This is a genomic window from Geothermobacter ehrlichii (assembly GCF_008124615.1).
In the GTDB taxonomy this organism is placed as follows: domain Bacteria; phylum Desulfobacterota; class Desulfuromonadia; order Desulfuromonadales; family Geothermobacteraceae; genus Geothermobacter; species Geothermobacter ehrlichii.
In genome coordinates this window covers 71,205-91,066 of sequence record NZ_VNIB01000011.1, presented here as the reverse complement: position 1 = coordinate 91,066, position 19,862 = coordinate 71,205, and the positions used below count along the sequence as shown (strand labels likewise).

Genomic DNA, 19,862 nt, shown 5'->3' with positions numbered 1-19,862 from the left:
TCAGTTGCGGTTCATTGGTTTCTGTCGAGTCCGGTGAGAAAATCCTTCAGCCGGAGTCTGCTGCACAGGTCGAGAGGGCCGGTGGCCTGACAGTCGAGGACCAGCAGTGGCAGTTCGGTCTGTTGCCTGAGCAGGATTTCCGTGATGCCACTGGCCGGTCGGTTGCCTGTCCGGATGAAAACCAGGCCGTCGACGTTCCTTTCGCGAGCAGTCTCCAGGCTTTTATGCAGGCGCGCGGGAACGTCGTAGGGGAGGTCGAAAGCGAGATACTGCTCCACCAGGGAATCGGCTCGGTGCGGCATGCCGATCTGGTGCGGGATTTCGTGGTAGACGACCCGGGCGTCGAACTCCTCGATGGTCAGAAACAGGTCGTTCCACAACGGAACGTCACCGAGACAGGCGATGCGCCGGCTGCGGGATTTGGGCTGGTTCCGTTCAGCCCGGTCGATGAAACGGTCGAGTTCGGCAGCGAAGCTTTCCGGATCCCCCCTCATGTCGCTGGCCGCCAGCTGCAGACTGAAACTTTCCTGGCTGGAGATTTTTTCGTCCTGCCAGCAGAGACGGTCGATCCGGTGCAATTGGTCACGGATGTCTGCGAGACGGTGATGGACCCGATCGATGTCGACCGGCGCGGCGTCGAAATGCCGGGCCAGCTTCTTGATTTCGAGGGCCAGGGTTTCGCGGCAGCGATCGAGGGGGTAGTAAAAGAAAATGATCCGTACGTCGTGTTGCTGCAACAGGGTGGCCAGCTCCCGGACCGGCCGATCGCCGGTCACGGCGATGACGACTTCCCGGATGCCGTGGCGCAGGATGGTTCCGTACAGCCCCTTTTCGATGATGGAGGCGTCTTCCGCAAAACCGGCCTGGGCCGCTTCGTCAAGGACCCCGGCCGGATCGGTCTCCTGCAAAAAGAGCTGCAGCAGGTCGACCGGCTGTCTTTCGGCGGCGATGAGAATTTCGAGGGGAATGGGAGCGGTCAGGCCGGTCATGGCGAATCTCCGGTGGGCATCTCAGTCGGAGCGGATGAACAGCAGGTAGATGACGATGCCGATGATGACGACGCCACCGCCGATGAAGACCAGCAGGGTGGGGTTGCCGGAGCCACCGAGTTCCGTCCCTCTCTGCAGGGTGTAGGAAAGGAGCCAGACGAATCCGGTCAGGCCGAAAACGATGCCGAGAAACCCGTACCAGCGCTTGAACAGGCAGACGGCGCCGATAACGGCGACGGCACCGAGAAAGGCGGGATTTTTGACCAGCTCCTCCAGTCTGAGATCCTGCAGAATGGCCAGCAGGTGCTCGGTCTGCAGGTTTTCGAGCAGATCCATCAGGGCCTTCATTGGGCATTCCCTCCATACGATAGGGCGGCCACAGCAAAATACATGTCATGTTAAAGCATCGTTACCGGCCTCGCAAGGGGGACGTCCCCAAATCCCCCCATATAGGGATTCGGCTGCCGTTACAGGTGCATCTGCGTCTGTCCCGGCACCCTCGGTTCGCGAAACAGGTGGTGGATTTGGGGACGTGGGGGCTTGCTTGACATTTACCCGTCTGTTAACTAGCATCGAACGCGATTCTAACCCCTTCAGGAAAGGGCGTTTTTTCGTCCAGAGGTACTGATGCCACATCGCCCCATCGGGATATTCGACTCCGGAATCGGCGGCCTGACGGTGCTGCGGGCGGCTTTGCGCCGACTGCCCGGCGAATCCTTTGTCTATCTTGGAGATACCGCCCGTGTTCCCTACGGAACCAAGGGGGCGGACACGGTCATCCGCTATGCCGAACAGGCGGCTGCCTTTCTGGTTTCCCACGGCGTCAAGATGCTGGTGGTAGCCTGCAACACAGCTTCGGCGGTCGCCCTGCCGCATCTTGCCAGGCGGTTCCGGTTGCCGGTTGTCGGGGTCATTGAGCCAGGCGCGCGGCAGGCCTGCCGGCAATCCCGCACCGGCGCCATCGGCGTTATTGGCACTGAAGGAACGGTTGGCAGTGGGGCCTATGACCGGGCGATTCTGCGCCTGCGGCCGGACGCCAGAGTGCTGTCCGCTGCCTGCCCGCTTTTCGTCCCGCTGACCGAGGAGGGCTGGTCGGGACATCCCGTGGCCGATATCTGTGCCCGGGAGTATCTCGCTCCGCTGCAGGAAGCCGGCATCGATTCGCTGGTGCTCGGCTGTACCCATTATCCCCTGCTCAAGCCGGTTCTGAAGCGGATTCTCGGCGACGGAATCATTCTGGTCGACTCGGCCGAGGCGACCGCTGACGCCATTGCCGGTCGCCTGCTCGATGCGGAGCTTGCCTCTGCCGGCACCGTCCCTCGGGAGGGAAGGACCCGTTTTTATGTCACCGACCTTCCGGACCGGTTTCGCCGGGTCGGGAGCACCTTTCTCGGTACGGATATCGGAGAAATTGAACAGATCGATATCGGCATCGTTGCCGACGACTCCCGTCCGGCCGTCCGATCCTGTGTCGCGGGAGGCTGGCACCAGTGAAAATCCGTCTTGTTGCCATGCTCGTGACCGCAGGGGTCCTGGCGGTCGTGGTCGGGCTTCTCAGCCGCCAGGCGCTGTCGCCGCGGCAGGATGTGGTCGAAACGGACGAACCGCTGCCTGCAGCCCGTCTGCTCACCCGCGATGTCCTTGTCTATTTCGGTTCTCCCGAGGGCGACCTGCTGCAGTCGGAAACGCGGCAGATTCCCGATTGTGAGGACGAACGCGAGTGCCTGAAAGAAACTCTCGAGGTGCTGATTGCGGGGTCGCAGACCGATCTGCTGTCCGTGTTGCCGGCCAAAACCCGTATCCTCGGTGTTGAACTGAAGGACGATCTGGTCACCATCGATTTCAGCCGTGAATTCGTCGATGCACATCCCGGAGGGAGCCGTTCCGAACTGCTGACCGTCTATGCCGTTGTCGATACCCTGTCGGTCAATTTCCCCTATGTTCGGCAGGTACGATTCAAGATCGAGGGCCACCCGGCCGATACGATCAAGGGGCATGTCGATTTGCGCATGCCCGTCGTGGCCGATTTTCGCTATACCCGCAGACTGCTCGTGCAATCGGGCCGGCCCATCTCTGGCGAGGAGGAGGAAGAGGCCCTGCCCACAGGGGGCGGCGACTGACAGGGCCGGTGTTCTTCTTGCCTTGCGGAGCTGAAAAATGGTAGCAATGATAAACGAAATTGCTGACCGGGCAGGCTGCTCAAAAAGGTTCGGAGGCAAGTGTCGGAAACTGGCAGGTCTGAACCGCGGCCGGTTTTTTTCAGCAGTCTGAAAACAATCCTGGCCAGTTGTGCGAGGCCTGAACAAGTGAAGGAATCATGATCGTCGGCTTCAATCACAACTTTCGCTACAAGGGCAAACTCTTTCACGTCCAGACCGAGGATGGCGGATTGCGTTCGCCCAACATCGTGACCCTGCTCTACTGCGGCGGTACCATCCTTGCTTCCAAAAAGACATCCTACGCCGATATCACGAAAGTCAGCAATCTCGAGCAGGTCGTCGAGGACCTGATGAAGGAGCAGCACAGGGAGATGCTCCGCCGGCTGAAGGACGGTGAATTCGACGACCGGATCGCTGGCCTCGACGGAGTGGTCAATCCGGCGGCCGATCCGGTGGTCGAAAAGCCGAAAGCCGCCGTTTCCTTGCCTCTGTCCGATTCTGAGCCGGTCCGTGACGCGGGTGGTGCCGGAACGGAGAAGGGTGACGAACCCGAGGTGAAAAAAACTCCCCCGGCGCCGGCCGAAGAACCGGGGCTGGACGATATCATCCTTTCCTACCTGGTCGGTGATGACGGCAAGTGACTTTCGGACAAGACCCGCGTTGTTGCCGGTGCGCCTCACGTTCCGTAATGTCCGACGGGAGGCGGTCCGGTCGTGATCTTTCACAGTCTTGTCGCGCGCGTCATCATTCTCAATATCCTGCTGGTGTCGGTGGTCATTGGTGCCTTCACCATGTTTCATATCCGGCGGGAAGAGGAACATCTGATCAACTCGACTCGCAGAAGCGCCTGGCTGCTGCTGTCGACGGTGGAAAAGGCCATTTTCAACTCGATGCGGGTCGGCAACAGCTACGATGTGCAGAATATCCTCGAGATGGTCGGGCGCAGTCACAGTCTGACCAATGTCCGCATCTTTCACCCCGACGGTACCATTCTGAAATCAGCCCGACCCGGGGAGATCGGCAGCCGGCTGCAGAGCTTCGACCTCACCCTCTACCAGAACAATCGCCGGGAGGGCGTTTTCAAGGTCGATGGCCGGGAGGTGCTGGGACTGGTCAAGCCGATCATCACCGATGAACAGTGCTTTTTCTGCCATGGCCCGGGTCGCAAGGTGGTCGGCGTGCTCAACCTCAATTTTTCCCTCGAGCAGATGACCGACCAGATCTGGGAATCCTACCAGTCCTTCATGCTGCACATGGTGGTGACCATCCTCATTCTCTCGGCCGGCATTTCCTTTCTGCTGCTGCGCTTCGTCAAGCGGCCCATGGAAGACATGGCGGAAAAGATGGCGCAGGTCGAAGAGGGAGATCTCTCGGTGCGGCTGGAGCCTCGCTATGCCGACGAGATGGGTAGCCTCATCCGCAGTTTCAACTCGATGGTCGACAAGCTGCAGCAGGCCCGGGAAGAGCTGGAGGAGGTACACTATCAGCAGATGCAGCGGGCCGATCGCCTGGCATCGGTCGGCGAGATGGCCACCGGTCTGGCGCACGAGATCAAGAACCCCCTGGCCGGCATCAGTGGCGCCATCTCGGTGCTGGCGCAGGATTTCCCCGAGGATGATCCGCGGCGGGAGGTGATCGACCAGGTGCTCGAACAGATCGCCCGGCTGAACAAGACGGTCACCGACCTGCTCTATTTCGGCCGACCCGGCAAGCCGGAACTGACTTGGGTCGATATCAACAGCCTGATCAAGGAAACCCTCTTCTTCATTTCGCAGCACCCGGAAGCGCGCAACATTCACCGGGTCAAGGAGCTGGCGCGGGATCTGCCGCCGGCGCTAGTCGACGCCAAGCAGATCCAGCAGGTGCTGTTCAACATCATCATCAACGCCATCCAGGCCATGGAGGATGGGGGGACCCTGACCGTGCAGACCTCGGTGGTGACGGGCCGCGGCGGCAACCAGCTCATTCACATCGAAATCCGCGATACCGGGCCGGGCATCCCCCCCGACATGCTCGACCGGATTTTCGTCCCCTTTCTCACCACCAAGAACCAGGGAACGGGCCTCGGCCTGCCGATCTGCAAGCAACTGGTTGAACAGCACGGTGGGACCATAAGGGTTGAGAGCGAAGTTGGCCGTGGGGCCACTTTCATCATAGAACTGCCGGTGCAGTTCCGGCCCGAATTCGACAGGAAAGAGGAGACAGGTGGCTAAAAACAGGATACTTGTCGTTGACGACGAACAGTTGATTCGCTGGTCGCTGGAGCAGAACCTGACCAAGCAGGGCTACGATGTCATCACCGCCGCATCCGGCGAGGATGCCCTGCGGTTCGTGCAGCAGGAAGCGCCCGACCTGATACTGCTCGACATCCAGTTGCCGGGCATGAACGGACTCGAGGTGCTGGAAAAGATCAAGGAGATCGACGAGGAGATCATCGTCATCATGGTCACCGCCCTCGGGGTGCTGGAAACGGCGGTCAAGGCGATGCGGCTCGGAGCCCATGACTATATCAACAAACCGTTCAATCTCGACGAGCTGGCCATCGTCATAAAGAAAGCTTTCGAGACGGGCGACCTGAAGCGCGAAGTCGCTCATCTGCGTTCCGAGCAGACCAGCAAGTACGGGCTGGAAAACATCATCGGCGTCAGCAAGCATATCGAAAATGTCAAGACGATGATTCGCAAGATCGCCCAGTCCGATGCCAGCACCGTGTTGATCCAGGGCGAAAGCGGCACCGGCAAGGAGCTGGTCGCCAAGGCGATCCATTACGAAAGCGCCCGCGCCGACAAGCCCTTCATGGCCATCAACTGCGCTGCGGTTCCCGAAACCCTGCTCGAATCGGAACTGATGGGGCACGAAAGGGGATCCTTCACCGACGCCAAGAGCCAGAAGAAGGGGCTGTTCGAAATCGCCGACGGCGGAACCATCTTTCTCGACGAGATCGGCGACATGGAACTGGGCATGCAGGCCAAGCTGCTGCGTGTTCTCGAGGAGCGTCGATTCCGCCGCATCGGTGGCACCCGCGATATTTCCATTGACGTGCGCATCGTTTCGGCCACCAACAAGGATCTGCTCAAGGCCATCGAGGAGAAGACCTTCCGCAACGATCTCTACTACCGCATCCAGGTCATTCCCATCTTTCTGCCGCCGCTGCGGGAGCGCAAGGAAGACATCATGCCCCTGGTTCACCATTTCATCGATCACTTCAATCGCGAATTCGGCAAGAACGTCAAGGGCGTTTCGAAAATGGCGGAAAAATTCCTCATGGAGTACCCCTGGCCGGGCAATACCCGCGAGCTGAAGAACGTTATCGAGCGGGCCATCATCCTCGAGAGCGACGAAACCCTGCTGCTCGAACATCTGCCACAGGAAATCGTTTCCCGCACCCCTGCCGTTGCCAGCGGTCCCATCGGTTTCCAGTTGCCGCCGGAAGGGATCGACATCGAGGATGTCGAACGCGAGCTGATTCGCCAGGCCCTCGAGCTGGCTGACGGCAACCAGTCGAAGGCGGCGAAAAAGCTGAACCTGGGCATCGACGCCTTCCGCTACCGGATGAAGAAGTTCGGGTTCCTCTGATATTGACAGCGGGCTCGGCCGGGTCGGAAAAAAGCTGCAAAAAAGGCCGCCATCAGGCGGCCTTTTTTTGTGTGGCAGGCCGTTGCCTCGTCGAGATCGGCCATTTTTTCAGCGTTGGTACCATGGTTGCATGTTGAATAGGTGGCTAAAGAAGCGCATTTTTCAAAAACACAATAATTTCAGGGGCTAACATCGTGTCCGTCGTGTGCAGGAGGCCTTCCATGAATGGATTGCTCAAAGTCATTTGCCTAATTGCGGTCATATCGCTGAGTCCTGTCGTCTTCGGGACGGGGTCGGCGCAGGCTGTCATGCCGACAGTAACCTATCTCGAGACGTTCGGGGTCGGTTCGCAGATGGCGGGTCCGGGGGCGATAGACCTGGATGACAGTGGCAATCTCTATATAGCCGATCACGATGCCGGCGTTCTCAAGTTCAGCAAGCTGGGGTCTCTCGAGGGGCGTTTCAACGCCGCTCCGGTGTCCGGTGCAGGCCTGGCGGTGACTCCGGACGGCAGTCGCATCTACGTGGTCGGTGATTCCGACGGCGATTTCACCAGCGACCAGGTGGCGATCCTCGACGGCAGGACCGGTGCGGTTCTCGGCTATCTCGGTCGGGGAGCCGGTGAATTTGCCGGTGCCGGCGAGATCGACCTCGACAGCTCCGGCATGATTTACGTTCTTGATGCTTCCGCCAAGACGGTGCGCTTCTACCAGGATTCGGGTTCCGGCAATGCCGTGCTGGCCGGTTCCTTTTCTGTTGACGTGAGCGGTCGTCTCTGCGCGCTTTCGGCCATGGTCATCAATCCTGTCACCGACGAAATCTTCGTCGCCGACAAAAAGGCCCCCGGCGAAGTCCGTGTCTACAGCCCCCAGGGCGGTCTGCTGGTTACTTATGCCGCGGCCGCCGATTTCGGAGCCCAGATGCTCTCTTTTCGCGGCATGGCCTTCGACGGCCAGGGGCGGGGCTACTTCATCGACAACATCAGCGCCAGGATCGCGGTGCTCGACTTTGCCGCTGCCGCTTCCGGCGGCAAGGCTCCGGTGCTCGGCTCCATCGATCTGACGTCCCTGGTGTCCGGCGCCACCCTGCCGCAGGACGTGGTGATGGACGGGCTGGGGAGGCTTTTCGTCTCCGGCAGCTATGCCGATGGCCCGTCGGCCGCCGTCCTCGGTATCGGCAACTATCAGGTGCCGTCCAATACCGCGCCGCCGTCGCCGTCCATTCTTTCTCCCATGGACGGTTCGGTCGTGGCCAGCGCCACGCCGGTTCTGAACTATTCCGCCGTAACTGACGCCGACGGCGATCCCGTCACCTACGATGTGTCTGTCGCCTGCGACGGTGTTCAGGTCGAGGTGGGAGCGGGGCTGCCCGCCGGTGGTTACCAGGTGCAGACCGCGTTGCCGGAAAACGCCGGGTGTGTCTGGACCGTCAAGGCTTTCGACGGCGTCGACTATTCCGCCGAGGCTTCGGCGACCTTCTTTGTCAATGCCGTTGCCGAAGCTCCTTCCGCTCCCGTCCTGCAGAGCCCGGCCGATCAGGCGGGGGATGTCGTTGGTGCCAGTCTCTTTGTCTGGGCTGCATCGACCGACCCCGACCCCAATGACAGTGTGGGTTACCTGTTGCAGATCGTCGATGCCGCCGGCAATGTTCTGGCCGCTGTCGATGCCGTTTCCGGGATTGCATTGAACCAGACCCCGGCATACGATGCCATGGTGCCCGGCGGAGTCTATTCCTGGGCGGTGACCGCAGTTGACGCCACCGGCTCCGAGGCTGTCAGTGCCACGCAGAGCTTTACCTTTGCCGAAACCGGCCTGGTGATTGATTCAAACGTTCCCGGTGCTGATGTCTATCTGGGGGGCAATCCGGGCTATCTTGGCCGCAAGGTCGGTCAGACGCCTTACGTACAGCTCGGTGCGCCGGCGGGCGATTACCAGGTAGCGGTGGTCCACAGAGGGTTCGAGCCTGTTTACGGCATGGTGACCCTGGAATCCGGTGGCTCGGCCCATTTCGTTGCCGACCTGCGGCCGTCCAAGGAAGCCGTCGGGCATTTTCAGCGTAGCCACGGTATTCGGGCGCTGGCTGCTGATGGCACTTACCAGGATATCCGGTTCAACGGGATTCTCATGCCCTGGATCGCGGATGTTGACGGCGATGGTCGACTGGATCTTCTGGTCGGTAAGCGGGGCAGGAAAATAGCCTATTATCCGGCGTTGCAGATAACCGACACGGGGGGCTATCTGCGGCTTGGTGACAAGGAAGTGCTGGCCGAGCTGCTCCAGCGGGACCTGGCTCCCTGTGTGGCGGACTGGAACAATGACGGTCTTGCTGACCTGGTTTATGGTGCCAGGGATGGTCTGGTGCGGCTGGTGCTCAACAGTGGTGTCCCCGGAATGCCGGTGTTTGACGGGGCGGCCGCCGTCGAGTTGACCGCCGGCGGCGAGATGATCACCGCCGGTGGGCATTCCGCGCCGGTCGTTGTCGACTGGAATGGTGACAACCTGAAGGATCTTCTTGTCGGTGGCGATAACGGCAGGGTCGAGCTCTACCTCAACGTGGGAAGCGACGAAGCGCCCGTCCTTCAGTTCGAAAAGGTGCTCTTTGCCGCCCGTAAGCCCAAGAGAGTGGTTCCTTTCCCGACCGACTGGGATGCCGACGGTGATCTGGATCTGCTCGTCGCGAAAAACAAGAAGGTTTTTCTGTTGGAGAATGCCGGCAGTGGTCTCGCCCCTCAGCAGCGGGTGGTCGTGTTTGCAGCCGATAAGCGTACGATGGGCTATTTCCAGCAGGGTTCCGGTCTCTTTGTTGTCGACGCTGATGACCGCAAAGGCAAGGACATTCTGGCGGCGGACGGTAACGGGGTCCTTCGCTTTGCCAAGGCACGGGGCAGCGAACCGGTGGCTGCCTTCTTCGATGTTCTGGTACAGAAACTCGACCAGGTTGCCGATATGATCACCAATGACTCCGGCGATCCGACACTGCTGGCCATGGTCGATCAGGCGAAGACGAGTGCCAGTGCCGGTGATCTTGCCGCACTGCCGTCGGCGATCAGTTCCCTGCGCAATGCCCAGGGGTTGCCGGCCGAGGCGGCGGCGACCTGCGACGAGCTGATGGGGTTGCTGCCCTGAATTGACGAAACGCTGGGTGTGCTTCAGATTACGGTTACCGATATAGACAAGAGGATGCTGTCATGAGAGCTATGGTAAAACTTCTGGTCATCTGCTGTTCACTGGTGCTTTCTGCCGGAACCGCCCTTGCAGTGCGCGGACCTCAGGCCGTCGAATTCACCATTCACAACCTTTCCGCCAATATGGGCGGCAATCCGCAGTCGACCTTCGACAACCAGTACACAACCAACGAAGAAGAGATCTGCATCTTCTGCCATACTCCGCATGGTGGCACTCTCGACGGGCCGCTCTGGAACCGCCAGATTCCGGGGGCCGGAAGTTTCACCCACTACAACAGCGCGACTCTGACTGCCGCCGCCGGCAACACGAGCCGTCCGGTTTCCAGCGAGTCGCTGCTCTGCCTGAGCTGTCACGACGGCAGCATCGCCACCAACCGTATCATCAACACCAACAACAGTAACCCGACCGGACAGCCCGAGAACCAGTTCCAGGGGCCGGGCGTACCTGTCTATATCGTATCCGGATTTGGATCGGCCAGCGCGCGCATCGGCGAGAGCGCGGCCAACCCGAATGGCACCGGCGACCTGTCGGACGATCACCCGATTTCCTTCAGCTATTTCGACGCCTACACCGAGGAATCGAGCCAGCCTGACGGTGGAGGGCTGCGGGCACCTGCCGACGCCATCTCCCGGGGGGTGCGTTTCTTCGGTGCCGGAGCCGTATCCGGCGGCATGCGGGTCGAGTGCTCATCCTGCCACGATCCTCACGTTGCCTACGATACCTATTTTGAAACCTGGTATGGTCCGATCCCGGGTGGTATTTCTGCGGATCCGGATTATGCGCCGTTTTTGATTACGCCGAACACCGGCAGTGCACTCTGCCTGGCCTGCCACGTCAAATAGATCGTGAAACGCGGTGTTGCAGTCACATTCTGACTTGTTGATGGATAAACAAGAGGAGCGAGTAATGAGGAGCGGATTTCTGAGAACCATTCTGGTGCTGGCTCTGGTGCTGGTGGCGGTCCCCGCCATGGTCCAGGCTCGGGCGGTTCACTACTTTCCCTGCGAAGACTGTCACAGGGCGGGTGCCGACCCCCTGAGCGTGACGACCAACATCTGCCTGGACTGTCACGACACGACGTCCGGGAGCGTGACGCTCAACGACTCCACCGTTGCTTCGGCCACGGGTCGTTTCAGCGCCGGTGATGCCAGCAACGCCTTTGGCAACAATCCGGCTCCCGGCAAGCAGACGTCCCATAACTGGGGGGCTTCGGACACCAACCCTGCTGCTGGCGCCAAGGCTCCTTCGAATCGCTTCTTCTACGGCCGTCAAGGTTTTTCGACTGGTGTGGTAGCCTGCTCCCGCTGCCACGATCCGCATGGCGACAATGTGCAGAACCCCAAGCTCCTCAAACTTCCCCCGAGCCGCGGCTACGTAGCCGAAGACATGTGTCTTGACTGTCATGCCGACTGGAACGTGAGCAATCACGGTATAGAGACTCATCCCATGGGAGTTCGCCTCGACACCGCTCCGGGCAACCTGCCCGATGCCAGCAACGATCCGGCAGACAAATACTATGACACCCCTGATAACTCCCAGACTGCCAACGGAAACGTGACTCTGGTCAACGGCGAGGTGACCTGTACCTCATGTCATGGTGTTCACTGGGTCGACTCCGACGGTTCAACTGCCGACACCCAGGGCTCCGTTGGTCAGGGTGACGGCAAGCTCCTCAAGCACAATGGGGTCAGCAACGAAACCATCAGCTCCTCAATCTGTCAGTCCTGTCACAAATATACCGGCCATGCGCCGGCGGCTTCGCAGCAGCTCGGCTGTCTTGTCTGCCACAGCGGGCACGACTACGATCCGAACGGCAATCCAAACATCTATATGCTGCGCAAGCAGATCACTCTCGATACCACCAACATCAAGGCGTCCGGTTCGACCAACGACACCGTGACTCTCGACTACACCACCTATCCGCCGGCCGCCAACTACGACAACGGCGGCGGCAATGGAAGCCTCTGTCTTTCCTGCCACGATTTCCCGACAGGACATCAGCCTGACGCCCAGTGCGCCGACTGCCATGCACACGACAACCAGAACGGTTCGTTTGCTGCAGGTTGTGGATCCTGTCATGGTTATGCTCCGTCTTTGGACCAGCCTGGCAACACCACTCCGGGCGGTTATGCGGTTTCGACCCAGAACCCGGCGCACGACTACAGCGCTTCGGCGGCGTACAAGGATGAATCCCTGACTCCGCACGCGACGCATGCCAACGGCAGCGGCAACTACAGCTACGCCTGTGCGGTGTGCCATGGCGACGGCGCAGGGCAGCTCGGATCGGCCGATCACGACGCCGGCACCTTCCAGCAGGTTCTCGACGGAGCCATCGGCACCCTGCCGGCGGTCACCACCGGCAGCGGAGCCACCAGTCCGAGCTACAACACGGCTGCGCCCGGGACCTGTTCCGCCGTCTACTGTCACTCCAACGGCAATCCGCGCGGCGGTACCCTGCAGACCGTCAGTGTCAGCTGGGCAAACGGCAAGGGAACCATCTTCACTCCGGCAAACACGACGGACAACGAGTGCCAGCAGTGCCATGGCAACGATGCGGCCAGTATGAGCGGCGTCAACTCCGCCCTGCACCAGCAGCATCTCGGTGCCGGCACCATGCTTGGCCGGACCTTTGACTGCTCTGTCTGCCATTCGACCGTCGCTGCAAGCAATACCGAGCTGCTGGCCTCCGCTATTGGCGGCGACCACGTCAACGGCAGCAAGGAAGTCTCCTTCAACAGCAGTTTCAACCTCGGGGCCGGAACTCTCGGGGGCGGCTCCTACGGCACCGACGGGACCTGTTCGGTCTATTGTCACTCCAACGGCAGTGTCAATGCGACTCCCGACTGGGACGACCCGACCACCGGCCAGTGCGGTACCTGCCACCAGGTCAATGCTAGCGGTGATACCGGAGCACCCCTGTCCGGTGCCCATGCCAAGCATGTTTTCGACGCCAACGGCCCGCAGCTTGCCTGTTCCGACTGCCATGGTGCTGGTGCTGATACCGGTTCCCACGCAAATCACGTGAATGGTGCGATCGATGCTCCGGCCCAGTCGGCCTGCAACACCTGTCATGGCGCGGCCAGCGGTCAGACGACCGGACCGGATCGTGAGCCGGTCTGGACGGATACGACATCCGTCGATTGCGAGACCTGCCATACCGGTAGTGCCATTGCAGTTGTCAAGGGCAATACCGCCCCGGCGCAGAACAGTTTCGCCACCCTCGGTCATGGCAAGTCCAGTATCACCGGGCCGGCCTGTACCGGTTGCCACGATACCAGCGGAGGCAAGCACTTCGACGGCACGACCGGTGATCCACAACTGACCGGTGGGGCCGTAGCCGATGACGCGTTCTGCCAGACCTGTCATGCCACCAAGGCAGTGCATTATGCCAACAATGGAACGTCAGGCAGCACCAGCGGCAATTCCTGTGCCTACTGCCATGAGCCGCATGGCAATGGTGTTGGGGCCGGATTCGATGCCATGGTGCTCAGCAGTGTCGGTCCCGCAGGCAACAAGGCACCTGCGGCTGTAACCGGTTTCACCGACAAGACTGCTGCCAGCAGCTATTTCGATGCCAGCAGTTTCTCCGGTGTTTGCCAGGTCTGTCACGATCCGGCCGGAGGAGTTGGCGGAATCAATCATTACAACCGCACTACGGCGGACGGTCACAACAGCACGACGGCATGTATCACCTGCCACAATCATGATGATGCGACAGTAGCGTTCAAGGCCAGTGCCAACAGTTGCGAAGGCTGTCATGCAGGAACCATCGCCAGTAACGGGCACCCGGCTCATGTCAACAAGAATGGCGGTGCCATCGACGCCGATCTGAGCGATTGCGCCGCCTGCCACGGTTCGCAGGTGAATGGAGCTGATCCCTATACGCTTACCGGCGGCGGCGGCGGACTACATCAGAACGGAACGGTTGATTTCGCTGCTGGCATCGCCGATGGTGGCAGTGGGCAGGCCGTGACCTGCAGCGCCGCTTGCCACAGCACTGCCAGCGGCAAGGCAACGGTTTGGAACAGTGGGACCATTTCCTGCGATGCCTGTCATGGCCAGCCGCCTGCCGATGGTGGCGGTGACGGCCTTGCCCACAGCAAGCACGTGGCACTGACTGGGGTCGACTGTACGACCTGTCATGGTGCCATGCCGACCGATACCAGCCATGTCAGCTATGCGGCTGGTACGGATCTGCAGATTCTGCAGGACATGGCCCAGGCCGTTGCCGATGAAGCCACGGTTGTCGACGCAACCTGGGATGATGCGAACAATACCTGCAACAACGCTGCATGCCACAATCCGAGCGGCGGAACTTATGCTGCCGACTGGGATACCAGCAACAGCACCAACAACTGTGATCTGTGTCATAGCTCGACCGACCCTGGTACCGGCAGTCATACCAGCCATGTCAACAATGCCGCACTGATTGGCGATAATCTTGCGTGTGCCGAATGCCATGTCGACAATGGTACAAACACCGCACACAGGGACGGAACGGTCGATGTCCTTTCCGCACTGACCTATAGTGGTGAGGTGGCCATCCCCAGCACCGGCGTCGGCAACTGCTCGACTTCGCAGTGTCACAGCAACGATGATGACACCGCTGCGCCTTTCTTCAGCTATGTGCCTTCGCCCAACTGGGGAGACAACAGCGCCACAGACAAGTGTACGGTCTGTCATCTGAAGCCGCCTGTCACAGGCGACCACCAGGCCCACTGGGTGTCCTTGCGCCTGTCGCGAGGCCTGAGTTGTCAGAGCTGTCACAATGGAACCGCCAAGTCTGATTTCACCATTGTTTCCGGAGGCAACCACCTCAACGGTGCCACCGATGGTACCGGCTTCTACGATGTTGCTGGCGGCGGTACTTACAATGGCAGTGCGGTGACGATTACCTACACCAAAGGGGCACCTTCAACCTGTACTGCCAGCTGCCATCAGGTGAACCCGAAGACCTGGACGAACGCGGCGTCCTGTGAAGCCTGTCACGGCGACCTCAGTTATGTGGGGCCGACGCATACCGCTCACATCGACATCTCCGGCAGCATCCAGCTGGATGTCAGCGAATGCGTGATCTGTCATGGCGCGGACGTGAGCACCTATACCGCGACGGGTGGTGACGGTGGCAGCGGTACTCATCAGGACGGCACGGTTCAGCTGCAGCCCGGCATTACTGCAGCGGCTACCGGATGTGCCTCGGCGTGTCATGATTCCAGCGCCTCTGATGGTTACTGGGGTGATGCCGATGGTCTGAACTGTACTGCCTGTCACAACAACGGCACCAATGACAACAACATTGCCAATGCGGCGCCGACGACGGGTTCGCACGTTGCCCATGTGACGACCGAGGGCATGCAGTGTGCTGATTGTCATGGGACCCTGCCAACGGATACCTCGCACATCAGTGGACTTGATGCTGCCGGCCAGGCTGGCGCAGACCAGGGCGAAACCTTGACCAACAAGGCGACGCCGGTGGCGGACAATGCTACGGTCGACGACAGTCCGTTCAACGATGCGGGCAACTCATTTGTCGACAGTGCCAATACCTGTTCCAACACCTATTGCCACGACCCGTCCAACACCGGGCAAGTAGCGACCTGGGGTGTTGATACCGTATCCTGTGCCCTTTGCCACGGGGATGATGCCGGCGCCGACCAGATGGCGACGGGAACCCATCCCAACCATCTCAACGCCACCGCCACCTTTGGGCTGACCATCACCTGCGACAAGTGCCATCCGGACAATACCGGCAACTATGGCCACTTCATCAAGTCGACCGGTCCGACGACGGTCAACCAGGCGGTTCAGTTCGGCGGCACAGTGATTACTGGCGCCCAGCAGAGCCCGGTGGTTGATGGCAAGTACTCTGGTGAAGTTGCCCTGCCCAATACAGGTTACGGAACGTGCGGTACGACGGCTTGCCATAACAACGGCCAGGGCGGAGCACCGAACAACAGCACCTACACCTGGGGTACGACCAACATCCAGAGCTGCCTGCTGTGCCATAACAATATGCCGACCACCGGGGTACACGCGACCCACCTTGACGGCAATGTCAAGTACGGTCCCTATGCCAGTGTCGGTGGCAGCACCAACTGCGGCCGTTGTCATGCCGCCAATGCCAACAACACCAGCATGGCCGGGCAGGCAACTCATATCAACGGTCAGATCAGCTTTGCCGACGGCAACGAAGTCGCCAGTGGTGGAATCGGTGGCGATACTACGGTGACGGTCTGTGACACCTGCCATGGTGGCAGCACGGCAGTCAGCCTCGCTGGCACCGGTGCCAAGGCGACCTGGAGCGCCGGCGGTCCCGTGGCCTGCGAAACCTGCCACGGTGACTACAACCAGGCGAATGTCGATGGTGCCCTGGCTCCGATTCGGGCCGGCAGTGCCTACGACAACAGCGGTCACGGCAAGACCGGTGTCGGCAAAGCCTGCGTTGATTGCCATGACCATGCCGGTGACCACATCGGTTATACCACCAATCGGCTCAACACCATCGGCGGCAAGGATTACAACACCGATCCGAACGGTTTCTGCAATGCCTGCCATACCGGGGTGCCGAATTCCGCCGTTCACTACGCCAACACCCAGACCACCGGTGGCACTTCCGACGATGGTGTGACCTGCGTGACCTGTCATGACCAGCACGGCCAGAATGGCGGCCAGGACGCGATGATCGCCTCGACCATCCAGACCCACACGGTCAGCGGTTTCACCGATCGCACGGCCCGGTCGAGCTATGCCAACGCGTCGAACCAGGGTGTCTGCCAGGTCTGCCACGATCCTTCCGAGGTTCTGCACTTCAACCGCACGACCGAGGAACTGGCCAGCCACAATTCCGGCCAGATCTGTACCACCTGCCACAGCCATACCAGCAATCCGATCTTCAAACCGAGCGGCTGTAATGGCTGTCATGGTGGTGGAACGGTCGGCGCCAGCGCCAGCAACTACTGGCCCGATGGCAGTGACGGCGCGGCCGGGCCTAATGATGCCGGCCGGCATCTCAAGCACATGAATGTCCTGTCGCAGCGGGTTTATGGCGTGAGCGCGGTGGCCTTGCTTGACGATCCGGCTGCGGACAGCAAGCAGAAGGCGCTGTGCGAATATTGCCATGCCGCCGTGACCAACGACAGCGACCACGGCGCCACCGCCAACCTGCCGGCCGAGGTCTTTGTGGACAAGGATCTCAATCGTCATGCACAGACGCTCTGGGGAACTGCCGACACCGATGCGGCCTATTCCGGCGGCAGCTGCTCCAGTGTTGATTGCCACAACGGCAAAACCACCGGCACCGGGACCTTCGGTTGGTATGATGCCGGGACCAGCACCTGCACCATGTGTCATACGCCCGGTGATCCCGGTGCCAACCCCACGACCGGACTTCATGTTGTCAGCGCCGCCGGGGTGCAGGCGCACGATGACACGCTGGGTACTGCAGGATGTACCGAGTGCCACAATGCCCTGCCGGCCATCGACAATACCAGCGCATCGACGCACATCAACGGCACCTTCGTCGTCGACAGCGGCGTCAACGACGATCGCGGCATCACAGTCAGCGGCAACATCACCGCCTTCAGCCAGGCTGCCGTCGGTACCAGCGACTCCTGTGCCGCCAGCTGCCACAGCGACGGCGGCAACTGGCAGCGGCTGTGGAGCACGTCAGCCGATTCCACTGCCACCAGTCTCGGCTCGGCCCGCTGTGACGTCTGTCACGGTCAGCTCAACAACTGGCGTGCCGGCATGAGCGTCAATCACAATCTGGCCAAGATCAACGACGGAACACACACCGACTGTACGCAGTGTCATGTGGCTCCCGACGCACCGTATGACTTCGCTACTATGCATGAAAACGGCACCATCGAAGTCAACGACAACACGGCTATGAGCTACGATCCGGCGAACGGTACCTGCTCCGTATCCGTCTGCCACGGCAGCACCACGCCGACCCGCGGTCCCGGGGCCTCGACCATCTTCGCCGAGAATCTGCTCAACGGTCCCGGAGCCAGCTGCAACTCCTGCCATCTGGCGACCGGCGGCAGCGCCAACAACAACACGGTGCTCGGCTATACCTTCAACAACCGGACCGGCGCGCATGCCAAGCATGTCAGCTCGGCGGCCACCGCCTACGGCAGCACCGCCATCTCGACCCAGAGTACTGCCTACAACTACGGTTGCGGCGTCTGTCATCCGACCGACGAGGGCACCTACCATCAGAACGGTACCTTGGATGTGTTGCTCGATCCGACCACCGCGCCCGGCACCATCAAGGCGCTGAACGATCCGGCGGCGGGCTACTCTGCCGGTAGCTGCTCGGGGGTCTACTGTCACAGCGACGGCGTCAACGTCGCGGCAGGAAGCAGTCCCGACTTCCTGACAGGTACCTTCACCAACCCCAATGGCGACTACTGCCAGAACTGCCATGGCAACCAGCCGACGACCGGCAGCCACGGCAAGCATGTGGTCGGTATCCACTACGACGACATCTACAGTGGCACCACCGGCCTGATCAGTGATGCAGGTGCGACGGGAGCCGGCCATGGTGATGTCACAACCGCCATCACCATCACCTGCGCCCTGTGTCACAATGCCACCGTCAACCAGTGGTACAACGGCAGCAACACCGCTTGCGTCAGCTGCCACGGCAGCACAGGTTCGGCGGTTGACAAGACGGTGATCACCAACGCCGACCTTGACAAGACGCTGCATGTCAACGGCGTCAAGGACGTCAGCTTCGCGCCGGTCGATCCGGTCCGCTCCAAGGCCCAGGTACGTGACTTCACGACCAGCGAGCCCGAGCTCGACAACAACTGGCAGCGTGTCGGCGGCTACAAGGTCGATGCCAACTCGCATGACGAGAGCAAGGTCAGCCCGCCGCTCAACACTGCCACCATGTGGGACGGCGGCACCAAGAACTGCACGGTAGCCTGCCACAATGGCAACACCATCACCTGGGGCACGACGGGCATCAGCTGCAACGCCTGCCACACCCAGCTTCCCAAGTAAGGAGTTGAACCATGCGTAACCGAACGCAGCTTGGGAAGATGAGCCGAAAAGACGGGCGGGGGGCTTCTGTCCCCCGCACCGGGTGCCTTCCCGTGACGGAGGAGCGGATGAAGTGGGATCGTGTGCGGGATTTTTTTTCAGGCCGGAACAATCGAAAAGTGAATGGCGGAGCTGTTAATAAAGTCAATGATAAAGAGGTGAGGACGGCTATGAAGGATGGAATCTGGAGGAGTACAGGGATGTTCAGATTTGCACACCTGGCCTTTGTGGCCGTTCTGACGTTGGTGGTAATCGTTGGCAATGGCAGACGTGTTGAAGCCGCTGCCAATTGCGCTACTTACGGTTTTGCCACCGATGGGTTTAATATCGCCCAGGCTTTTTCCTATAAGACGGCAGCTCAGGCTGGTTGGGAAACCATGGCCGACAGCACCGCTCAGTCCCTTGATGGAGAAGACGACGGGACCGATACCAACGACTGTGACCTGATGACCAGCGATGCGGTCACGGCTGCGTGGAAATTGAAAATCAAAGATAAGGGGACCGGCGGTTCGAACATAATCCATGTCAACACTGGTGTGGCCACTGGCCAGACAAGGACCATCCCCTACCTAATTAGAATCATCGGTTCTGACGAGAAGGGTGATGGAACTTGCGGCGGTAAGCAAATGTGGAGCGATTTCAACTCCATTACCGTTTACAACTATGACACTGACAATGACAATGTCGTGACGACCGGGGCCTTGACCTTTTCAACAGCCTCCATCATCACTGCATCAGGGACAACCAGCAACGGTTGTAACTACGAAATTATAGAATTTGACGTATCGTCTCTCTACGACAGCTCTCCACAGGGAGTCTTTAACTTCCGTATTGTTCCGGATGATGGGGCAACTGATAATACTGAAGTCAAACAGCTGGCTGAAATCTACCAGCAGTACGCTTTT

The 19,862-nt window shown here is 60.3% G+C and carries 11 protein-coding genes; 8 read left to right on the top strand and 3 right to left on the bottom strand.

Annotated features, from left to right (window positions below; genetic code table 11):
- Nucleotides 1-11: 11 nt before the first annotated feature.
- Nucleotides 12-989 (bottom strand): 2-hydroxyacyl-CoA dehydratase family protein, encoded by a 978-nt coding sequence (locus EDC39_RS11495; RefSeq protein WP_148896534.1) that lies wholly within the window; start codon nucleotides 987-989, stop codon nucleotides 12-14.
- A gap of 21 nt (nucleotides 990-1,010) precedes the next feature.
- A complete protein-coding gene (locus EDC39_RS11490) occupies nucleotides 1,011-1,337 on the bottom strand; it encodes a hypothetical protein (protein WP_148896533.1) in 327 nt (108 codons plus the stop codon).
- A gap of 279 nt (nucleotides 1,338-1,616) precedes the next feature.
- On the opposite strand from EDC39_RS11490, the gene murI reads away from it, so the two are divergent.
- The 8 genes from murI to EDC39_RS11450 all read left to right on the top strand — a co-directional run bounded on the left by murI (nucleotide 1,617) and on the right by EDC39_RS11450 (nucleotide 18,918).
- Entirely contained in the window at nucleotides 1,617-2,483 is an 867-nt protein-coding gene (gene murI, locus EDC39_RS11485) for a glutamate racemase (RefSeq protein ID WP_148896532.1), read from the top strand.
- On the top strand, nucleotides 2,480-3,109 hold the full coding sequence (locus EDC39_RS11480; protein WP_187426770.1) for a GerMN domain-containing protein: 630 nt from the start codon (nucleotides 2,480-2,482) through the stop codon (nucleotides 3,107-3,109). The genes murI and EDC39_RS11480 overlap by 4 nt, the downstream gene beginning before the upstream one ends.
- 197 nt (nucleotides 3,110-3,306) lie before the next feature.
- Nucleotides 3,307-3,789 carry a hypothetical protein gene (locus EDC39_RS11475; protein ID WP_148896530.1) on the top strand — a complete coding sequence of 161 codons (483 nt, stop codon included), beginning with the start codon at nucleotides 3,307-3,309 and terminating at the stop codon, nucleotides 3,787-3,789.
- 72 nt (nucleotides 3,790-3,861) lie between these two features.
- Entirely contained in the window at nucleotides 3,862-5,361 is a 1,500-nt protein-coding gene (locus tag EDC39_RS11470) for a sensor histidine kinase (protein WP_148896529.1), read from the top strand.
- Entirely contained in the window at nucleotides 5,354-6,724 is a 1,371-nt protein-coding gene (locus EDC39_RS11465; protein ID WP_148896528.1) for a sigma-54-dependent transcriptional regulator, read from the top strand. The genes EDC39_RS11470 and EDC39_RS11465 overlap by 8 nt, the downstream gene beginning before the upstream one ends.
- A gap of 308 nt (nucleotides 6,725-7,032) precedes the next feature.
- Nucleotides 7,033-9,849, top strand: coding sequence for an FG-GAP-like repeat-containing protein (locus tag EDC39_RS11460; RefSeq protein ID WP_187426769.1), 2,817 nt, complete (start codon nucleotides 7,033-7,035; stop codon nucleotides 9,847-9,849).
- A gap of 62 nt (nucleotides 9,850-9,911) precedes the next feature.
- A complete protein-coding gene (locus tag EDC39_RS11455; protein WP_148896526.1) occupies nucleotides 9,912-10,751 on the top strand; it encodes a hypothetical protein in 840 nt (279 codons plus the stop codon).
- 64 nt (nucleotides 10,752-10,815) lie between these two features.
- Nucleotides 10,816-18,918: a CxxxxCH/CxxCH domain c-type cytochrome gene (locus EDC39_RS11450; RefSeq protein WP_187426768.1), complete on the top strand. Its 8,103-nt coding sequence runs from the start codon at nucleotides 10,816-10,818 to the stop codon at nucleotides 18,916-18,918.
- A gap of 137 nt (nucleotides 18,919-19,055) precedes the next feature.
- Here the strand turns inward: EDC39_RS11450 and EDC39_RS15365 are convergent, their stop codons facing one another.
- Nucleotides 19,056-19,481: a hypothetical protein gene (locus EDC39_RS15365; protein WP_187426767.1), complete on the bottom strand. Its 426-nt coding sequence runs from the start codon at nucleotides 19,479-19,481 to the stop codon at nucleotides 19,056-19,058.
- Between the last annotated feature and the right edge of the window lie 381 nt (nucleotides 19,482-19,862).

What these genes read in the sequence shown, in the direction of transcription:
- EDC39_RS11495 (WP_148896534.1), bottom strand. Translation starts at nt 989, where the DNA reads ATGACCGGCCTGACCGCTCCCATTCCCCTCGAAATTCTCATCGCCGCC.
- EDC39_RS11490 (WP_148896533.1), bottom strand. Translation starts at nt 1,337, where the DNA reads ATGAAGGCCCTGATGGATCTGCTCGAAAACCTGCAGACCGAGCACCTG.
- murI (WP_148896532.1), top strand. Translation starts at nt 1,617, where the DNA reads ATGCCACATCGCCCCATCGGGATATTCGACTCCGGAATCGGCGGCCTG.
- EDC39_RS11475 (WP_148896530.1), top strand. Translation starts at nt 3,307, where the DNA reads ATGATCGTCGGCTTCAATCACAACTTTCGCTACAAGGGCAAACTCTTT.
- EDC39_RS11460 (WP_187426769.1), top strand. Translation starts at nt 7,033, where the DNA reads ATGCCGACAGTAACCTATCTCGAGACGTTCGGGGTCGGTTCGCAGATG.
- EDC39_RS11455 (WP_148896526.1), top strand. Translation starts at nt 9,912, where the DNA reads ATGAGAGCTATGGTAAAACTTCTGGTCATCTGCTGTTCACTGGTGCTT.
- EDC39_RS11450 (WP_187426768.1), top strand. Translation starts at nt 10,816, where the DNA reads ATGAGGAGCGGATTTCTGAGAACCATTCTGGTGCTGGCTCTGGTGCTG.
- EDC39_RS15365 (WP_187426767.1), bottom strand. Translation starts at nt 19,481, where the DNA reads ATGGATTATGTTCGAACCGCCGGTCCCCTTATCTTTGATTTTCAATTT.